This window comes from Pseudomonas campi, assembly GCF_013200955.2.
Taxonomy (GTDB): domain Bacteria; phylum Pseudomonadota; class Gammaproteobacteria; order Pseudomonadales; family Pseudomonadaceae; genus Aquipseudomonas; species Aquipseudomonas campi.
Genome location: NZ_CP053697.2, coordinates 3,673,314 through 3,688,917, shown reverse-complemented (window position 1 = coordinate 3,688,917; position 15,604 = coordinate 3,673,314). Strand labels below are relative to the sequence as shown.

General features: G+C 64.8%; 16 protein-coding genes. 5 read left to right on the top strand and 11 right to left on the bottom strand.

Going from position 1 to position 15,604, the window contains the following annotated elements:
• Positions 1-85: 85 nt before the first annotated feature.
• The 6 genes from HNE05_RS20400 to HNE05_RS17075 form a co-directional block, all read right to left on the bottom strand.
• Positions 86-208, bottom strand: a complete 123-nt coding sequence (locus HNE05_RS20400) for a DUF2474 domain-containing protein (protein ID WP_219637205.1) — start codon at positions 206-208, stop codon at positions 86-88.
• On the bottom strand, positions 208-1,212 hold the full coding sequence (cydB, locus tag HNE05_RS17095; protein ID WP_173209562.1) for a cytochrome d ubiquinol oxidase subunit II: 1,005 nt from the start codon (positions 1,210-1,212) through the stop codon (positions 208-210). The genes HNE05_RS20400 and cydB overlap by 1 nt, the downstream gene beginning before the upstream one ends.
• Positions 1,209-2,654 (bottom strand): cytochrome ubiquinol oxidase subunit I, encoded by a 1,446-nt coding sequence (locus HNE05_RS17090; protein ID WP_173209560.1) that lies wholly within the window; start codon positions 2,652-2,654, stop codon positions 1,209-1,211. Before HNE05_RS17090 ends, cydB begins: the two co-directional genes overlap by 4 nt.
• A gap of 261 nt (positions 2,655-2,915) precedes the next feature.
• Positions 2,916-4,076 (bottom strand): iron-containing alcohol dehydrogenase, encoded by a 1,161-nt coding sequence (locus tag HNE05_RS17085; RefSeq protein ID WP_173209558.1) that lies wholly within the window; start codon positions 4,074-4,076, stop codon positions 2,916-2,918.
• Positions 4,077-4,194: 118 nt separating this feature from the next.
• Positions 4,195-5,583 carry an aldehyde dehydrogenase family protein gene (locus tag HNE05_RS17080; protein WP_173209556.1) on the bottom strand — a complete coding sequence of 463 codons (1,389 nt, stop codon included), beginning with the start codon at positions 5,581-5,583 and terminating at the stop codon, positions 4,195-4,197.
• Positions 5,584-5,698: 115 nt separating this feature from the next.
• Positions 5,699-7,066: a glutamine synthetase family protein gene (locus tag HNE05_RS17075; protein ID WP_173209554.1), complete on the bottom strand. Its 1,368-nt coding sequence runs from the start codon at positions 7,064-7,066 to the stop codon at positions 5,699-5,701.
• A gap of 384 nt (positions 7,067-7,450) precedes the next feature.
• Between HNE05_RS17075 and HNE05_RS17070 the strand changes: the two genes are divergently transcribed.
• From HNE05_RS17070 to dctP, 3 genes are all read left to right on the top strand, one after another.
• Positions 7,451-7,960, top strand: coding sequence for a TRAP transporter small permease subunit (locus tag HNE05_RS17070; RefSeq protein WP_173209551.1), 510 nt, complete (start codon positions 7,451-7,453; stop codon positions 7,958-7,960).
• Positions 7,957-9,282, top strand: coding sequence for a TRAP transporter large permease (locus tag HNE05_RS17065; protein ID WP_173209549.1), 1,326 nt, complete (start codon positions 7,957-7,959; stop codon positions 9,280-9,282). Before HNE05_RS17070 ends, HNE05_RS17065 begins: the two co-directional genes overlap by 4 nt.
• Positions 9,283-9,421: 139 nt before the next feature.
• Entirely contained in the window at positions 9,422-10,474 is a 1,053-nt protein-coding gene (dctP, locus tag HNE05_RS17060) for a TRAP transporter substrate-binding protein DctP (RefSeq protein WP_173209547.1), read from the top strand.
• Positions 10,475-10,803: 329 nt separating this feature from the next.
• Here the strand turns inward: dctP and HNE05_RS17055 are convergent, their stop codons facing one another.
• Complete coding sequence (locus tag HNE05_RS17055; protein ID WP_173209545.1) at positions 10,804-11,928, bottom strand: methyltransferase; 1,125 nt, start codon at positions 11,926-11,928, stop codon at positions 10,804-10,806.
• A gap of 72 nt (positions 11,929-12,000) precedes the next feature.
• Here HNE05_RS17055 and HNE05_RS17050 point away from each other — a divergent pair, with 72 nt between their 5' ends.
• Positions 12,001-12,777 carry a ferredoxin--NADP reductase gene (locus HNE05_RS17050; RefSeq protein WP_173209543.1) on the top strand — a complete coding sequence of 259 codons (777 nt, stop codon included), beginning with the start codon at positions 12,001-12,003 and terminating at the stop codon, positions 12,775-12,777.
• Positions 12,778-12,897: 120 nt separating this feature from the next.
• Here the strand turns inward: HNE05_RS17050 and mscL are convergent, their stop codons facing one another.
• The 3 genes from mscL to HNE05_RS17035 all read right to left on the bottom strand — a co-directional run bounded on the left by mscL (position 12,898) and on the right by HNE05_RS17035 (position 14,493).
• On the bottom strand, positions 12,898-13,308 hold the full coding sequence (gene mscL / locus HNE05_RS17045; protein WP_173209541.1) for a large-conductance mechanosensitive channel protein MscL: 411 nt from the start codon (positions 13,306-13,308) through the stop codon (positions 12,898-12,900).
• A 62-nt stretch (positions 13,309-13,370) separates the two neighbouring features.
• The gene (locus HNE05_RS17040) at positions 13,371-14,117 is read right to left on the bottom strand and encodes an EAL domain-containing protein (RefSeq protein WP_173209539.1); all 747 of its coding nucleotides are present in this window, start codon (positions 14,115-14,117) and stop codon (positions 13,371-13,373) included.
• A 121-nt stretch (positions 14,118-14,238) separates the two neighbouring features.
• Positions 14,239-14,493 (bottom strand): HP1242/YdcH family protein, encoded by a 255-nt coding sequence (locus HNE05_RS17035; protein ID WP_173209537.1) that lies wholly within the window; start codon positions 14,491-14,493, stop codon positions 14,239-14,241.
• Positions 14,494-14,653: 160 nt separating this feature from the next.
• Between HNE05_RS17035 and HNE05_RS17030 the strand changes: the two genes are divergently transcribed.
• A complete protein-coding gene (locus HNE05_RS17030; protein WP_173209535.1) occupies positions 14,654-14,932 on the top strand; it encodes an HP1242/YdcH family protein in 279 nt (92 codons plus the stop codon).
• Between the two features lie 161 nt (positions 14,933-15,093).
• Here the strand turns inward: HNE05_RS17030 and HNE05_RS17025 are convergent, their stop codons facing one another.
• Positions 15,094-15,591: a GNAT family N-acetyltransferase gene (locus tag HNE05_RS17025; protein ID WP_173209533.1), complete on the bottom strand. Its 498-nt coding sequence runs from the start codon at positions 15,589-15,591 to the stop codon at positions 15,094-15,096.
• Positions 15,592-15,604 lie beyond the last annotated feature (13 nt).

The following is a 15,604-nucleotide window of genomic DNA, read 5'->3' as shown; positions in this document are numbered from 1 at the left end:
GTGCGCAGGCCGGTGCGCACGGTGCACCCTACGACCGCCGTGTGGCCGTAGCCCGGATGCAATCCGGGGGCGATGTGCTCGGTGTTCAGGCCAGGCCCATGCCCCACTTGATGGCATACGCGAGCAGGCTGACCGCCGCCACGCCGCCCAGCCACAGGATGGCGAACCAGGCCAGGCGCTTGGCCAGCGGTTGTTTGATTTCGTCCATCAGTGATAGCCCTCGCCGACCTTCACCTTGCCGCGGAACACCCAGTAGCTGTAGGCGGTGTAGATGAGGATGATCGGCACCATGATGGTCACCCCGACCAGGGCGAAGGCCTGGCTGCTGTGCGGCGCCGAGGCGTCCCAGATGCTCAGCGACGGCGGCACGATGTTCGGCCACATGCTGATGGCCAGGCCCGCGTAGGCCAGGGCGATCAGCGCCAGGGTCAGCACGAAGGGCTGCTTGTCCTTCTTCAGCTGAATGGCGCGGACGATGCCGAGCACGGTCACCGCCACCAGGGTCGGTACCGGGATGAAGTAGAACAGATTGGGCAGGGTGAACCAGCGCTGGGCAATCGCCGGCTGGGTCAGCGGCGTCCAGATGCTCACCGCGCTGATGAACAGCAGCAGCAGGCAGGTCAGCGGCAGCATCAGCTTGTACATCTTGCGCTGCAGACGGCCCTCGGTCTTCATCAGCAGCCAGGCGCAGCCGAGCATGGCGTAACCGGCTACCAGGCCGGCGCCGCAGAACAGCGGGAAGGGCGCCAGCCAGTCGAAGGCGCCGCCGACGAACTGCCGGTCGGCGACCTTGATCCCTTCGACAAAGGCGCCGAGCACCACGCCTTGGGCGAAGGTGGCCACCAGCGAGCCACCGATAAAGGCCGCATCCCACACGTAGCGGGTGCGCTTGGCCTTGAAGCGGAATTCGAAGGCCACGCCACGGAAGATCAGGGCGATCAGCATGATGATCAGCGGCAGGTACAGCGCCGTCAGCACCACCGAGTAGGCCAGCGGGAAGGCGGCGAACAGGCCGGCGCCGCCCAGCACCAGCCAGGTTTCGTTACCGTCCCAGATCGGCGCCACGGTGTTCATCATGGCGTCGCGCTCGTCCTTGTCGCGGATGAACGGGAAGAGGATGCCGATACCGAGGTCGAAACCGTCCATCACCACGTACATGAAGATGCCGAAGGCGATCACCCCGGCCCAGATCAGCGGCAGGTCGATAGTCATGGGCGTGTCTCCTGTTGGTTTTCGACACTGTCGTCGTCGACGCTTTCGTCAGCGGCAGACAGTGGCCGCGATGGCGTGCGCTGGTGGCCGGGGCCGGCGTCTTCTTCCACCGCATGGCTATGCAGCAGGCCAAGTACCGGGCCTTTGCGCATCATGCGCAGCAGGTAGGTGATGCCGACGCCGAACACAGCGAGGTAGACCACCACGAAGATGCTCAGGGTCGCGCCCATCTGCCCGGCGCTGTGGTTGGACACCGCATCCGAGGTACGCAGCAGACCGTAGATCACCCAGGGCTGGCGGCCGACTTCGGTGGTGACCCAGCCGGCGAGCAGGGCGATCAATCCGGCCGGGCCCATCAGCAGCATGAAGCGCTGCAGCCCCGGCGACTCGTACAGCCGCCCGCGCAGGCGCAGCCACAGGCCGAGCACGCCGGCGAGGATCATCAGCAGGCCGAGGCCGATCATCACGCGGAAGCTCCAGAACACGATGGACACGTTGGGCCGGTCTTCTGGTGCCCACTCCTTGAGGCCCTTGATCTCGCCATCAAGGTCGTGGGTGAGGATCAGGCTGGCCAGACGCGGGATGCCGATGGCGTACTTGGTGGTTTCCGCCTCCATGTCGGGGATGCCGAACAGCAGCAGCGGCACGCCTTTTTCGGTGTCCCAGTGGCCTTCCATGGCGGCCACCTTGGCCGGCTGGTACTTGAGGGTGTTGAGGCCGTGCAGGTCGCCGATGAAGGCCTGGATCGGCGCCACTAACAAGGCCATCCACAGCGCCATGGAGAACATCATGCGGGTGGCCGGGTCGCGCTTACCCTTGAGCAGGTGCCAGGCCGCAGTGCCGCCAACGATGAAGGCGGTGCTGAGGAACGCCGCCACCGCCATGTGCGCCAGGCGGTAGGGGAAGGACGGGTTGAACACGATGTCCCACCAGCTTTCCGGGTAGAAGATCCCGTCGACGATGCTGTAGCCCTGCGGCGTCTGCATCCAGCTGTTGGAGGAGAGAATCCAGAAGGTCGAGATCAGCGTGCCGATTGCCACCATCAGGGTGGCGAAGAAGTGCAGGCCCTTACCGACCTTGTTCAGGCCGAACAGCATGATGCCGAGGAAGCCGGCCTCGAGGAAGAAGGCGGTGAGTACCTCGTAGGTCAGCAGCGGCCCCATGATGCTGCCCGCGGCGGTGGAGAGCTGGCTCCAGTTGGTGCCGAACTGGTAGCTCATCACCACCCCGGAAACCACGCCCATGCCGAAGGCCACGGCGAAGATCTGCAGCCAGAAGCGGAACAGGTCGTAGTAGACCTCGTTCTTGGTCTTCAGCCACAGCCCTTCGAGCACGGCCAGATAGCTGGCCAGCCCGATACTGATGGCAGGGAAGACGATGTGGAAGGAGATGGTGAAGGCGAACTGGATTCGAGCCAGTTCCAACGCGTCCAGGCCGAACATAGAGGGCCCCTCGATAAATTGATCTGGATCAATCATCCGCCTTTTTCGCTGGGCGCGAACTCGACCGATTGTCGCACTGGGCAATTTGTCGCAGGGCTAGGGGCTGCAGGCGGATACGGCAGAAGCTCCCCTCTCCCACTTGTGGGAGAGGGGCCGGGGGAGAGGGTGTTGGCCAGCTCGGCCTCTCCTTGTGCGTAGCCCGGATGCAATCCGGGAGGCGAACGGCTCCGATCCCGGATTGCATCCGGGCTACAGGTGTTCTTACAGCTGGCCCTTGAGCGCTGCGGTAAATAGCGCGGCGCAGTCCGCCTCGCTGAGCGGACGCGGGTTGCCGCCGGCGGAGGGGTCGACCACGGCCATCTGCGCGATCAGCGCGGTCTGGCGGTCATCGACGCCGAGTTCGGCCAGGCTGTGCGGCACGCCGGTGTCGCTGCGCAGGCGCATGACCAGGTCGAGGAAGCTGTCGAAACCGGGATTGGCCAGGCCCAGGTAGGCGGCCAGGCGGGTGATGCGTTCCTCGATGACGCTGCGGTTGAACTTCAGCACATAGGGCATCAGGGTCGCGTTGGTCATGCCGTGGTGGGTGTCGTACAGCGCGCCGATCGGGTGGGCCAGGGCGTGCATGCCACCGAGCCCCTTCTGGAAGGCGGTGGCGCCCATGGCCGCAGCGGCGAGCATGTCGGCGCGGGCGTCGAGGTCGTCCGGCGTCTTTACCGCGCGCACCAGGGCGCCGGTCACCAGGCGCATGCCCTCCACCGCGATGCCGTCGGCCAGCGGGTGAAAGCCCGGCGCGCAGTAGGCTTCCAGACAGTGGGAAAAGGCGTCCATGCCGGTGCCGGCGGTGATGAAGGCCGGCATGCCGACGGAGAGCGCCGGGTCGCTGATGACGATCCTCGGCATCATCTGCGGGTGGAAGATGATGCGCTTGGTGTGCGTGCGTTCGTCGGTGAGGATGCCGGCGCGGCCGACTTCCGAGCCGGTGCCGGCGGTGGTCGGCACGGCGATGATCGGTGCGATGCCGCGCGGGTCGGCGCGGGTCCACCAGTCGCCGACATCCTCGAAGTCCCACACCGGCCGGGACTGGCCGCTCATGAAGGCGATCAGCTTGCCCATGTCCAGGCCGCTGCCGCCGCCGAAGGCGACCACGCCATCGTGCTGGCCGGCGTGGTAGGCGGCCAGGCCGGCGGTCAGGTTGCTTTCCACCGGGTTGGGTTTCAGCTCGCAGAACAGCGCGGCGCCCAGGCCGGCGGCCTTGAGTGAGTCGAGGGCGGCGAGGGTGATGGGTGCGCTGCCCAGGCCACGGTCGGTGACCAGCAGCGGGCGCAATATGCCCAGGCTCTGGCACAGCTCGGGCAGCTCCTGGATGCGGCCGGCGCCGAAGCGCACCGAGGTCGGGTAGTTCCAGTTGGCGGTCTTGCTCATGGCGAGCCTCCTTGTTCGGTTTGTAGCCCGGATGCAATCCGGGGCATGGTCCTCCCGGATTGCATCCGGGCTACAGGGTTGTGGCGCCTACAAAAAATGGCCGGTGCTCGCCATGGCGTCAGAGTTGATGACGCAGATGGAAGGACTTGGGCCGGGTCAGGTGTTCGTAGCCGAGGCTGGACAGCGTGGCGCCACGGCCGCTGTGCTTGACCCCGGTCCAGGCCAGGGCCGGATCGAGGTAGTCGCAGCGGTTCATGAACACCGTGCCGGTGTCGAGTTGCTCGCCGATATATTCGGCGGCGTCCAGGTCGGCGCTCCAGATGGCCGCGCTGAGGCCGTAGGGGCTGTCGTTCATCAGGCTGATGGCCTCGGCGTCGCCCGCTACCGGCATGATGCCGACCACCGGGCCGAAGCTTTCCTGGCGCATCACGGCCATGTCGTGATTGACCTGCACCAGCACCTGCGGGGCCATGTAGGCACTGCCGGGCGCATCGGCGGCGAAGGCTTTGGCATCGATCAGCGACTTGGCGCCCTTGGCCTTGGCCTCGGCGATCTGCCCACGGACGAATTCGGCCGCGCGGGCATGCACCAGCGGGCCGAGGGTGGTGGCCTCCTGCAGCGGGTTGCCCAGCACGTACTGCTTGGTCAGCTCGACGAAGCCCTCGACAAAGGCTGGATAGAGGGCCTGGTCCACATAGATGCGCTCGATGCCGCAGCAGCTCTGCCCGGAGTTGAAGAAGCTGCCGTCGACCAGGTTCTCCACCGCGTGCGCCAGGTTGGCATCGCTGCGTACATAGGCCGGGTCCTTGCCGCCCAGCTCCAGGCCGACGCCGATGAAGTGGCCGGCGGCAGCACTCTCCATCAGCCGGCCACCTTCCACCGAACCGGTGAAATTGACCTGCTGAACATGCCCGGAGGCGATCAGGGCGGCCGTCTGGCCGTGGTCCAGCACCAGGTTGCGGAACAGCCCGTGCGGCAGGCCGGCGCGCTCGAAGGCCAGGGCGAAGCGCTCGCCGACCAGCAGGGTCTGGCTGGCATGCTTGAGCAGCACGGCGTTGCCAGCCATCAGTGCCGGAATGATGGCGTTCACCGCGGTCAGGTAGGGGTAGTTCCACGGCGCGATGACCAGCACCGTGCCCAATGGCTCGCGGCGGACATAGCGGAGGAAACCCTCCTTCGGTAGCGGCGCCACGTCGGCCAGGGCGCGGGCGGCGATGCTGATCATGTAACGCGCGCGCTCCTCGAAGCCGCGCAGCTCGCCGGCGCCGTAGCGCACCGGACGGCCCATCTGCCAGGCCAGCTCGGGGACTATCTCGTCGGCCATGGCCAGCATGGCTTCCACGGCTTTCAGGCAGTAGCTGGCACGCTGCTCGATGCGCAGTTCGCGCCAGAGACGCTGGGCTTCACGGGCGCTGCTCAGGGCCTGTTCCAGCTGGCTGGAGCTGGCGTAGGGACGTTCGGCATAGAGACTGCCGTCGACCGGGGAAATCAGGCGAATCGAGTTCATCGGACCTCCTTTGCAAAGCTGTTCTTGTAGGAGCGAGCTCTGCTCGCGAAGCTTTCGCAGTGGTTCGGTTCGCGAGCAGAGCTCGCTCCTACGGACGGTGATGGGCGATGACCTGCTAGTAACGCTCGAAGCCGCGGTGCAGTTCCCAGTCGGTTACCCGGCGGTCGTACTCCGATTGCTCCCAGCGCGCGGTGTGCAGGTAGTGCTCGACTACTTCGTCACCGAGGGCCGCGCGCAGCATGGTCGAGCGGGCCAGGGCATCGGTGGCGCCACGCAGGGTCTTGGCCACTTCGGGCAGCTCCTCGTGTTCGTAGGCGTCGCCGGAGAAGGGCGGCGGCAGTTCCAGCTGCTCGTCGATGCCGGCCAGGCCTGCGGCGATCAATGCAGCGAAGGCCAGGTAGGGGTTGAGGTCGGCGCCACCGATGCGGCATTCGATGCGGATGCCCTTGCCGCCTTCGCCGCACAGGCGAAAGCCGGCGGTGCGGTTGTCATTGCTCCACACGGCGCGGGTGGGGGCGAAGGTGCCGGTCTGGAAGCGCTTGTAGGAGTTGATGTAGGGGGCGAGGAAGTAGGTGATGTCGCTGGCGTACTTGAGCTGGCCGGCGACCCACTGGCGCATCAGCTTGGACATGCCGAACTCGGCCTTGGCATCAAAGAACAGCGGCTTGTTGCCCTTCAGGCTCCACAGCGAGTTGTGCACGTGGCTGCTGGAACCGGCCAGGTTGTAGTTCCACTTGGCCATGAAGGTGATGGCCTTGCCCTGCTGCATGGCGATTTCCTTGCAGGCGTGTTTGATCAGGCTGTGGTTGTCGGCCATGGTCAGCGCCTCGGCGTAGCGCACGTTGATCTCTTCCTGGCCGGGGCCCCATTCGCCCTTGGAGTTCTCCACGGCGATGCCGGATGCCTGCAGGTGCTTGCGGATGGCGCGCAGCACCGGCTCGTCGCGGATGGTCTGCAGGATGCCGTAGTCCTCGATGTGGTAGTTGGCCGTGCGTGGCTCGCGGTAGTGCTGGGCGTGGATGCTCTCGTAGCTCTGGTCGAACAGGTAGAACTCCAGCTCCGAGGCGAACATGCCCTTGTAGCCGCGCTCGCTGAGGCGGGCGATCTGCCGCTTGAGGATGCCGCGCGGGCTGTGCGGCAGGTCCTGGTGGTGATGGTCCTGCACGTCGCACAGCACCAGGGCCGCACCCTCCAGCCAGGGCACCAGGCGCAGGGTAGAGAGGTCAGGCTTGAACACGAAGTCGCCGTAGCCGCGCTTCCAGCTGGCCGCTGCGTAGCCGGGCACCGGCTCCATGTCGATGTCGTCGGCCAGCAGGTAGTCGCAGCCGTGGGTCTCTTCATGGGCGCTGTCGAGGAAGAACTCGACCTGAAAGCGTTTGCCGATCAGGCGTCCCTGCATGTCGACCATGCAGGCCAGGACCGTATCGACAGTGCCGGCTTCGGCGTGCTGGCGCAGCTGGGCCAGGGTGAGAGGGGCAGTCATCGCAGATCTCCGCATGCGTGGCCGCTGTGGCGGCCTGTTGTTTTTGTGCTGTGCGTGAGCGAGTCCCGCAGGGCGGGATGCCTCTGACTCTAGCAGGCCGTTGAAAAACGTTTGCGAGGCAGCCAGCGCAAGGCAAAAACAGGCGAAAAAGCGCAATTTACAAGTGTAAATGAGCATTTGATTCGCTTCGCTCACCCCTTCGGGGCCGCGCTAAAGCGCGTTCAGCTTCCAGCTGTGAGCCTGTTTTTAACGCCGCGATGGCAACGCAGGTAGTTTTTCAACAGCCTGCTAGTCGATTATTTGCGGCTGTCCGGGCGGTCAGGTTGGCAAGTGACGAAGCTGGTCTAGGCTGTGCGAGGTAGGGAAAACTTGGCAGGCAGGCTCATGCACAAGGCAATCCGCGGGTATGTGCGCGTGGTAGAGCGGATCAACCGTTGGGTCGGTCGCTGCGCCATGTATCTGATCTTCGCCATCCTCGGCGTGCTGTTTTATTCCTCGCTGAGCAAGGTGGCGTTCGAGCCGGCGATCTGGACCCTGGAGCTCGCGCAGTTCCTCATGGTCGCCTACTTCCTGCTGGGCGGCGCCTACTCCATGCAGCTCGACGGCCATGTGCGCATGGACCTGCTGTACAGCCGCTGGACGCCGCGCACCCGCGCCTGGGTCGATCTGCTGACCGTGGGCTTTCTGCTGTTCTATCTGGTGTTGCTGCTGTACGGCGGCATCTCCTCGACCTGGTATGCCTTCGAGTACAACGAGACCAGCTACTCGGCCTGGTCGCCGCGCATGGCGCCGATCAAGGTGCTGATGTGCATCGGCGTGACGCTGATGCTGCTGCAAACGATTGCCATGCTGTTCCGCGACCTGGCGCTGATCCGCGGGGAGCCTATCGAATGAGCGAGTCGCCCATCGCCCTGCTGATGTTCTCCTCGATGATGCTGTTGCTGCTCACCGGCAAGCGGGTGTTCGGCGCCATCGGTTTCGTCGCGGCGGCGGCGGCCTTGCTGCTGTGGGGTGACGGCGGGGTGGAGCTGCCGTTCAGCGCGGCGATGAAGCTGATGAAGTGGTACCCACTGCTGACCCTGCCGCTGTTCGTGTTCATGGGCTACATGCTGTCCGAGTCGGGCATCGCCGAAGACCTCTACCGCATGTTCCATGTGTGGATGGGACCGCTGCATGGCGGGCTGGCCATCGGCACCATCCTGCTGATGGTGGTGATCTCGGCGATGAACGGCCTGAGCGTGGCCGGCATGGCCATCGGCGCGAGCATCGCCCTGCCCGAGCTGCTCCGGCGCGGCTACGACAAGATCATGGTCACTGGGGTGATCCAGGCCGGCAGTGCGCTGGGCATCCTGATCCCGCCCAGCGTGGTGCTGGTGCTGTACGGCATGATCGCGCGCCAGCCGGTCGGCCAGCTGTGGCTGGCCGGGGTGTTTCCCGGCCTGCTGATGGCCGGCCTGTTCATTCTCTACATCGTCATTCGCTGCTGGATCAAACCGAGCATGGGCCCGGCGCTGCCGGCCGAGGAGCGCGCGCAGATCAGTCTGGGCGACAAGGTGCGCCTGCTGCGCGCCGGGCTGATTCCGCTGTTCATCTTCTTCGCCATGACCGGCCTGTTCGTGCTCGGCTACACCAGCCTGGTGGAAAGCTCGGCGGTGGGCGCGGTGTCGGCGTTGCTGGCGGCGCTGGTCAAGGGCCGGCTGAACCGCCGGGTGATGGAAGACACCCTGCGCAAGACCCTGGTCATCACCTGCATGTTCATGTGGATCATCCTCGCCGCCCTGTGCTTCGGCGCGGTGTTCGACGGCCTCGGTGCGGTCAAGGCGATCGAGGACCTGTTCGTCGGCAGCCTGGGCCTGGGGCCCTGGGAAATCCTTATCCTCATGCAGCTGTCGTTCATCCTGATGGGCATGTTCCTCGACGACACCGCCATGCTGGTGATCGTCGCGCCGCTGTATATCCCCCTGGTGGGCAGCCTGGGTTTCGACCTGGTGTGGTACGGCGTGCTTTACACCATCACCTGCCAGATGGCCTACATGACCCCGCCATTCGGCTACAACCTGTTTCTCATGCGGGCCATGGCCCCGCCGGAAATCAGCCTGCGTGACATCTATGCGTCGGTAACCCCCTTCGTATTGGTCATGGCGCTGACCCTGGTGCTGGTGATGGTCTTTCCGCAAATCGCCCTGTGGCTGCCGCAGTTGCACTACGGGCGTTGAACGCTTTCTAGCTTTCGGGGCGGCGCCTCCGGTTGTTTCTTGTGCGCGCGCTGACCTGGAAAACGGGACGGGCCCTGCCGGCCGGCCCGCAACGATGCGCAGGCTTGGCATCTGAGTCGACAGCCTTGGAGATGACAGCATGACTACGAGACGCAACTTCCTGAAGACCGCCGCCGTCACGGGGGGCGCGGTCGGTACCGCCGCCCTGGGCTCGGCGCATATCTATGCCGACGAGCCGAAGAAGATCACCTGGCGCCTGCAGACCTATGCCGGTGCGGCGCTGGCCGAGCATGTGATCAAACCTTCGATCGAGGCCTTCAACAAGGTCGCCGAGGGGCAGATGGAGATCCAGCTGTACTTCGCCGACCAACTGGTGCCCACCGGCGAGCTGTTCCGCGCCATGCAGAAGGGCACCATCGATGCGGTGCAGAGCGACGACGACTCGATCGCCGCGCCGGTGGATATCGCCGTGTTCGGCGGTTATTTCCCCTTCGCCAGCCGCTACAGCCTGGATGTGCCGGTGCTGTTCGAGCAGTACGGCCTGCGCAAGATCTGGGAGGAGGCCTATGCCGAGGTCAAGGGCGTGACCTGGCTCGGTGCCGGTGCCTGGGACCCTTGCAACTTCGCTACCGTGGAGCCGGTCAAGTCGCTGGCCGACCTCAAGGGCAAGCGCATTTTCACCTTCCCCACCGCCGGCAAGTTCCTCACCCGTTTCGGCATCATTCCGGTGACCCTGCCCTGGGAGGACGTCGAAGTGGCGATCCAGACCGGCGAGCTGGACGGCATCGCCTGGTCCGGCATCACCGAGGACTACACGGTGGGCTGGGCCAACGTCACCAAGTACTTCCTTACCAACAACATCTCCGGCGCCTGGATCGGCTCCTACTTCGCCAACTCCGAACGCTGGGCCGAAGTGCCCGAGCAGCTCAAGGCCCTGTTCAAGCTGTGCATGGACAGCTCGCACTACTACCGCCAGCACTGGTACTGGGGCGGCGAGGCCAAGCTGCGGGTGGAGGGCGACAAGCTCAAGCTGACCACCATCCCCGCCGAGGAGTGGAAGACGGTGGAAGACGAGGCGCACAAGTTCTGGGAAGAAATCGCCAAGACCAGCCCGCGCTGCGCCAAGGTGGTGGAGATCTTCAAGCAGTACAACGCCCTGATGGAGAAGGCCGGACCGCCCTATCGTTACTGAAGGCAGCGACGCCGCAGGCAGCCCGGTGCTGCCTGCGGCGTTTTGCTATCCGGCGCCGTAACTCCCCTCTCCCACTTGTGGGAGAGGGGCAGGGGGAGAGGGCGTTGGCCCATTCATTCTTTCCCGTGAACGGAAATTCGTATCGGCCTGGACTCAATGGTGGAAAACGCTACGCGGTTTTCCACCCTACGCGCTGCCCAAAGTCTCGCGAGCTAGAGTCAGGCAAGGCGAAATTGGGCGAGGACGCGGAGTTTACAAGCCGTAAATGAGCAGTCCGAGCCCGATTTCAACGCAGCATGGCCGACGCGCAGCAGACTTTGAAAAGGCTCTCAGCGCGTCGCCTTGAGAATCACAAACTTGGGTGTGGCCGCCACCTGCTCCACGCCGCGGAACAGGCGCTTGAGCTTGGTGTGGTAGCCGAGGTGACGGTTGCCGACTATCCACAACTCGCCGCCGGTCACCAGCGCCGCGCGGGCCTGCTGGAACATGCGCCAGGCGAGGAAGTCGCCGACCACCTGCTGCTGGTGGAAGGGCGGGTTGCACAGCACCAGATCCAGCGATTGTTCCGGCTGCTCGGCCAGGCCATCGTCGGCACGGAGGGTCACCGCGCGCTCGCCCAGCGCCGCGCGCCAGTTGTCGGCCGCCGACTGCACGGCCATGTACGACTCGTCGACCAGGGTCAGCTGCGCCTCGGGATTGCCCAGGGCGTAGACGATGCCGAGCACGCCGTTGCCGCAGCCGAGGTCGGCCACGCGCAGCGGCAGCAGGCTCTTGGGCAGGTGCGGGAGGAAGGCGCGGGTGCCGATGTCCAGGCCTTCGCGGCAGAACAGGTTGGCCTGGTTGCTCAGCTCCAGCTTGGGCTTTTCCAGCAGGTAACGTGTCGGGTAAGGCGACGTCGGTGCCGGTTTGGTCTGCGGCGTGGCGCTCAGCAGGCGCGCCTTCTTCACCGCCAGCGAAGCCTGCACCGGGCCGATGTACTGCTCCAGCAGATCGCCGGCGCTGCGCGGCAGGTGCTTGAGCATGGCTCCGGCGATCACCCTTGCGCCGGGGGCGAGCTGGCCGTGCAGGCGGATCAGCTGCTCTTCCAGCAGGGCGAGGGTCTTCGGCACGCGGATCAGCACCAGATCGAACGGTCCTGCGGCCACCTCGCTGGCCGGCACGAAGCGCACGGCATCGGCGGCCAGATTGTTGCGCGCCAGGTTCTTCTGCAGGGCCAGCTGGCCCAGGTGCGAGTCACCGCTGCTGGTCACCCGGCAGTGCGGCGCCAGGCTGGCGGCCAGCGCGCCGAAGCCATCGTTGAGCAGCAGCACGCGGGTGTCGGCGCTCAAACCCTGCTCGTGCAGGTGGTTGAGCAGGTACTCGTCGGCCGCATCGAAGGCCTGCAACGACTCGTTGGGCATCTCGGGCTGGCGGAGCAGGTCGAGCTGGGCGAAGGGGGTAGCGAGAATAGGCATGGAAACCGTCGGTGTTTGTCCGCCGCGCTTTGCGCGAGACTGGCGGCAGGTGTGCGAATCGAGGCCGCAAGTATGACTGCCAGTGCAGACAAGTTCACCCGCCAGCTGCTCAGCGAGGTACGCGTCTGGTCGCCGACCCTGTTCAGCCTGCGCTGTTCACGCGACCCCAGCCTGCGCTTCCGCGCCGGCCAGTTCGCCCGCCTGGGCGTGCGCAAGGCCGATGGTTCGGTGGTCTGGCGCGCCTATTCGATGGTGTCGGCGCCCCATGACGAGTTTCTCGAATTCTTCTCCATCGTCGTCCCCGGCGGCGAGTTCACCAGCGAGCTGAGCCGGCTCAAGGTCGGCGATGAGCTGCTGGTGGAGCGCCAGGCCATCGGCTACCTGACCCTCGACCGTTTCCCCGATGGCCGTGACCTGTGGCTGATCGGCACCGGCACCGGGCTGGCACCCTTCCTCTCGATCCTGCAGGACTTCGAGGCCTGGCAGCGTTTCGAACGCATCGTCCTGGTCTACAGCGCGCGCACGCAGGGCGAACTGGCCTACCAGCAACTGATCGCGGAACTGCCGCAGCGCGACTACCTGGCCGAGCACGGGCACAAGCTGACCTACCTGCCGATCGTCACCCGCGAGCAGCTGCCGGGCGCCCTGCATGGCCGGGTCACCGCGCTGATTGAAAACGGCGAGCTGGAACGCGCCGCCGGCCTGGCGCTGGACCCGGCGCATTCGCGCATCATGCTCTGCGGCAACCCGCAGATGATCGAGGACACCCGCGCGGTGCTGAAAACCCGTGGCCTGCAACTGAGCCTGAGCCGGCGGCCGGGGCAGGTGGCGGTGGAGAACTATTGGTAAGCGAGCCGTCTACGTGATCGCTCCCAGGCTCTGCATGGGAACCTGCGCGGGTGGTGTAGTGCCAGGCAGGACAAACGAAAACGGCGGCGAAGGGCGCCGTTTGGGGCTTGCAGGCAGGACTTACTTGTCCTGTTGGGCCTTGAGCAGATCGCGGATTTCGCTGAGCAGTTCCTGCTCCTTGGTCGGTGCCGCTGGGGCTTCCGGGGCGGCGGCTTCTTCGCGCTTGAGGCGGTTGATGGCCTTGACGCCCATGAAGATGGCGAAGGCGACGATGATGAAGTCGAGAATGGTCTGGATGAACTTGCCGTAGCTCATGACCACGGCCGGCAGGTCACCTTCGGCGGCCTTGAGGGTCACGGCCAGGTCGGTGAAGTCGACCCCGCCGATCAGCAGGCCAATCGGCGGCATGATCACGTCGCCGACGAACGAGCTGACGATCTTGCCGAAGGCGGCACCGATGATGATGCCCACGGCCATGTCGACCACGTTGCCCTTCATGGCGAAGGCTTTGAATTCGCTGACGATGCTCATGTGTTACTCCCTGAGATTGCTGGTTTTGCAGCGAGTTTACTGCACTCTCCCGGCGCTGCCAGCTACTGCGGATAGTTAACATCCGGCAGGGTTTCGAAGCCGGGTTTGGCCAGCAGATAGCCCTGAAACAGCTCGACGCCCATGTGCTGCAGGGTCTGCAGTTCGGCCTGGGTCTCGATGCCTTCGGCAATCACCCGCACCTTGAGCTTGCGGCACATGTCCAGGGTCGACTCGACGAGGATCTGCCGCACGTTGTCGCGGTCGATGTTGCGGATCAGGTCCATGTCCAGCTTGATCAGGTCAGGTTGGAAATCGGCGAGCAGGTTGAGCCCGGCATAGCCCGCACCAAAGTCGTCGATGGCGGTCATGAACCCCCGCTGGCGGTAAGCCTTGAGGATGCCGCTGAGGTGGTCGATATCCAGCACCTGCTCCTGCTCGGTGACTTCGAAGATGATTTTGTCGAGGGGCAGGTTGAAGCGCTGCGCGGCTTCCAGGGTAGCGCGGATGCAGGTTTCGGCTTGGTAAACGGCATTGGGCATGAAGTTGATCGAGACCATGGTCGGCACCTGCAGGCGCGCGGCCAGCTCTACCGCCTTGATTCGGCAGCTCTGGTCGAAGGCGTAGAGGTTTTCCGTCGTGACTCTGGCCAGCAGGCTGCCGGCTGACTCGCCGTTGACCCCGCGCACCAGGGCCTCATGGGCGAAGACCTGGCGCCGGGCGACGTCGACGATGGGCTGGAAGGCCATGCTGATTGGGAAGTCCAGTCCCTTGCCATCACGGCAAGCAGAACAGCCTGGAGAGTTCTTCATGGGTGGTTCTCATGCTGGAGTCCAACCAAGATAAGCAAAAAATCCAGCGGCTGTCTCGTTCAGCACGGCACTCGGCAAGTGCACTGCCGACGGCCTGGCGGCGAGCTTTGCGCTTGCCCGCCTAGCTCGATTTACCGTTGGCCTTGTGCAGGCGCTCGGCGATCTGGTCCTTGAGCAGTACCCGTTCGCTCTTCAGTGCTTGCAGGGCCAGGGCATCCACGGCCTGGCGGCCGTCCTCCGCTTCATAGATGCGTTTGTCCAGGCTCTCGTAGTTCTGCGCCATCTGGGCGAAGTGGGGGTCGCTGGCGTGCAGGGTCTGCAGCTTCTGGCGGTATTCAGGAAATTCGCGGGTCAGCGGATGGTGTTCGAGGGGCATGGCGGTGGCTCCCGGTTGCGGACGTGTCTTCTCAGACTAGCTCAGTGACCGGATCGCGAGCGGCCGCTTGGCAGACGGTCACCTTGTCGTTGATCGGCGTCAATGATGCTGCGGGCCTGGCCCGTTAGGGTGGGCGCACTTAACCCAGAGGATCTTTCCCATGCATGTCGACCATCACCCGCTGATCCAGGACTTTCCCGAGCTGCGCAGTGAGCTGCAGCGCCTGCGCCAGGAAGATCAGCACTTCGCCAAGCAGAGCGACGAGTACGAGGCGCTGGACAAGCGGATCTGCCGCATCGAAGACGGTATCGAGCTGCTTGACGATGTTGCGCTGGCCCAGCTCAAGCAGAACCGCGTAGCGCTCAAGGATGACCTGGCCCGTCAGCTGAAGATCGCCGCCGGGCAATGCTGTGGGTGCGGCAGTAGTTGCGGCGCCTGAGAACCTGTTCAAAGCCTGCTGCGCGTCGGCCATGCTGCGTTGAAATCGGGCTCAGAATGCTCATTTACAACTCGTAAACTGCGCTTCTTCGCCCGATTTCGCCTTGCCTGGCTCTAGCTCGCGAGACTTTGAACAGGTTCTGATTCAGCCGGTATGACGGATCAATGCGTCTGCTGATCGAGTCGATAGGTCAGAAGGCCGGGTTGCTCCGGGTCTGTCAGCTGCTCCACGACGCGCAGCGGCAGCTCGGCCAGTAGGCGCTGCCAGAACTGCCGGGCCAGGTTGTCCTGTTCATAGAAACTGACCACCCAGCGCCCACCGCCCGCGACCATCACCTGCTCCACCAGGGCCCGGCCGATGCCCAGACGCCGGTATTTCTTGAGGATGAACAGGTCGGCGAACTCCAGGGCATCGACGCCCGGCAGCTCGCTGCGCTCGATCAGTAGGAAACCGGCGATAAAACCATCGACCAGCACCAGGCTGGCGCTCCAGTCCGGCTCCTGCCAGTAGCGCTGCAGGTGCGGCGCATGGATATAGAAGCGGCCGTCGACCTCGACATCCTCCTGCTCCCAGTCCGACGACTCGTAGGCATAGAACTGGTAGAGGTTGGCGATCAGTGCTTGCTGGTCGGCGCTGGTGGGGAGCAATTCGATCTGCATGGTGGGGCGACTC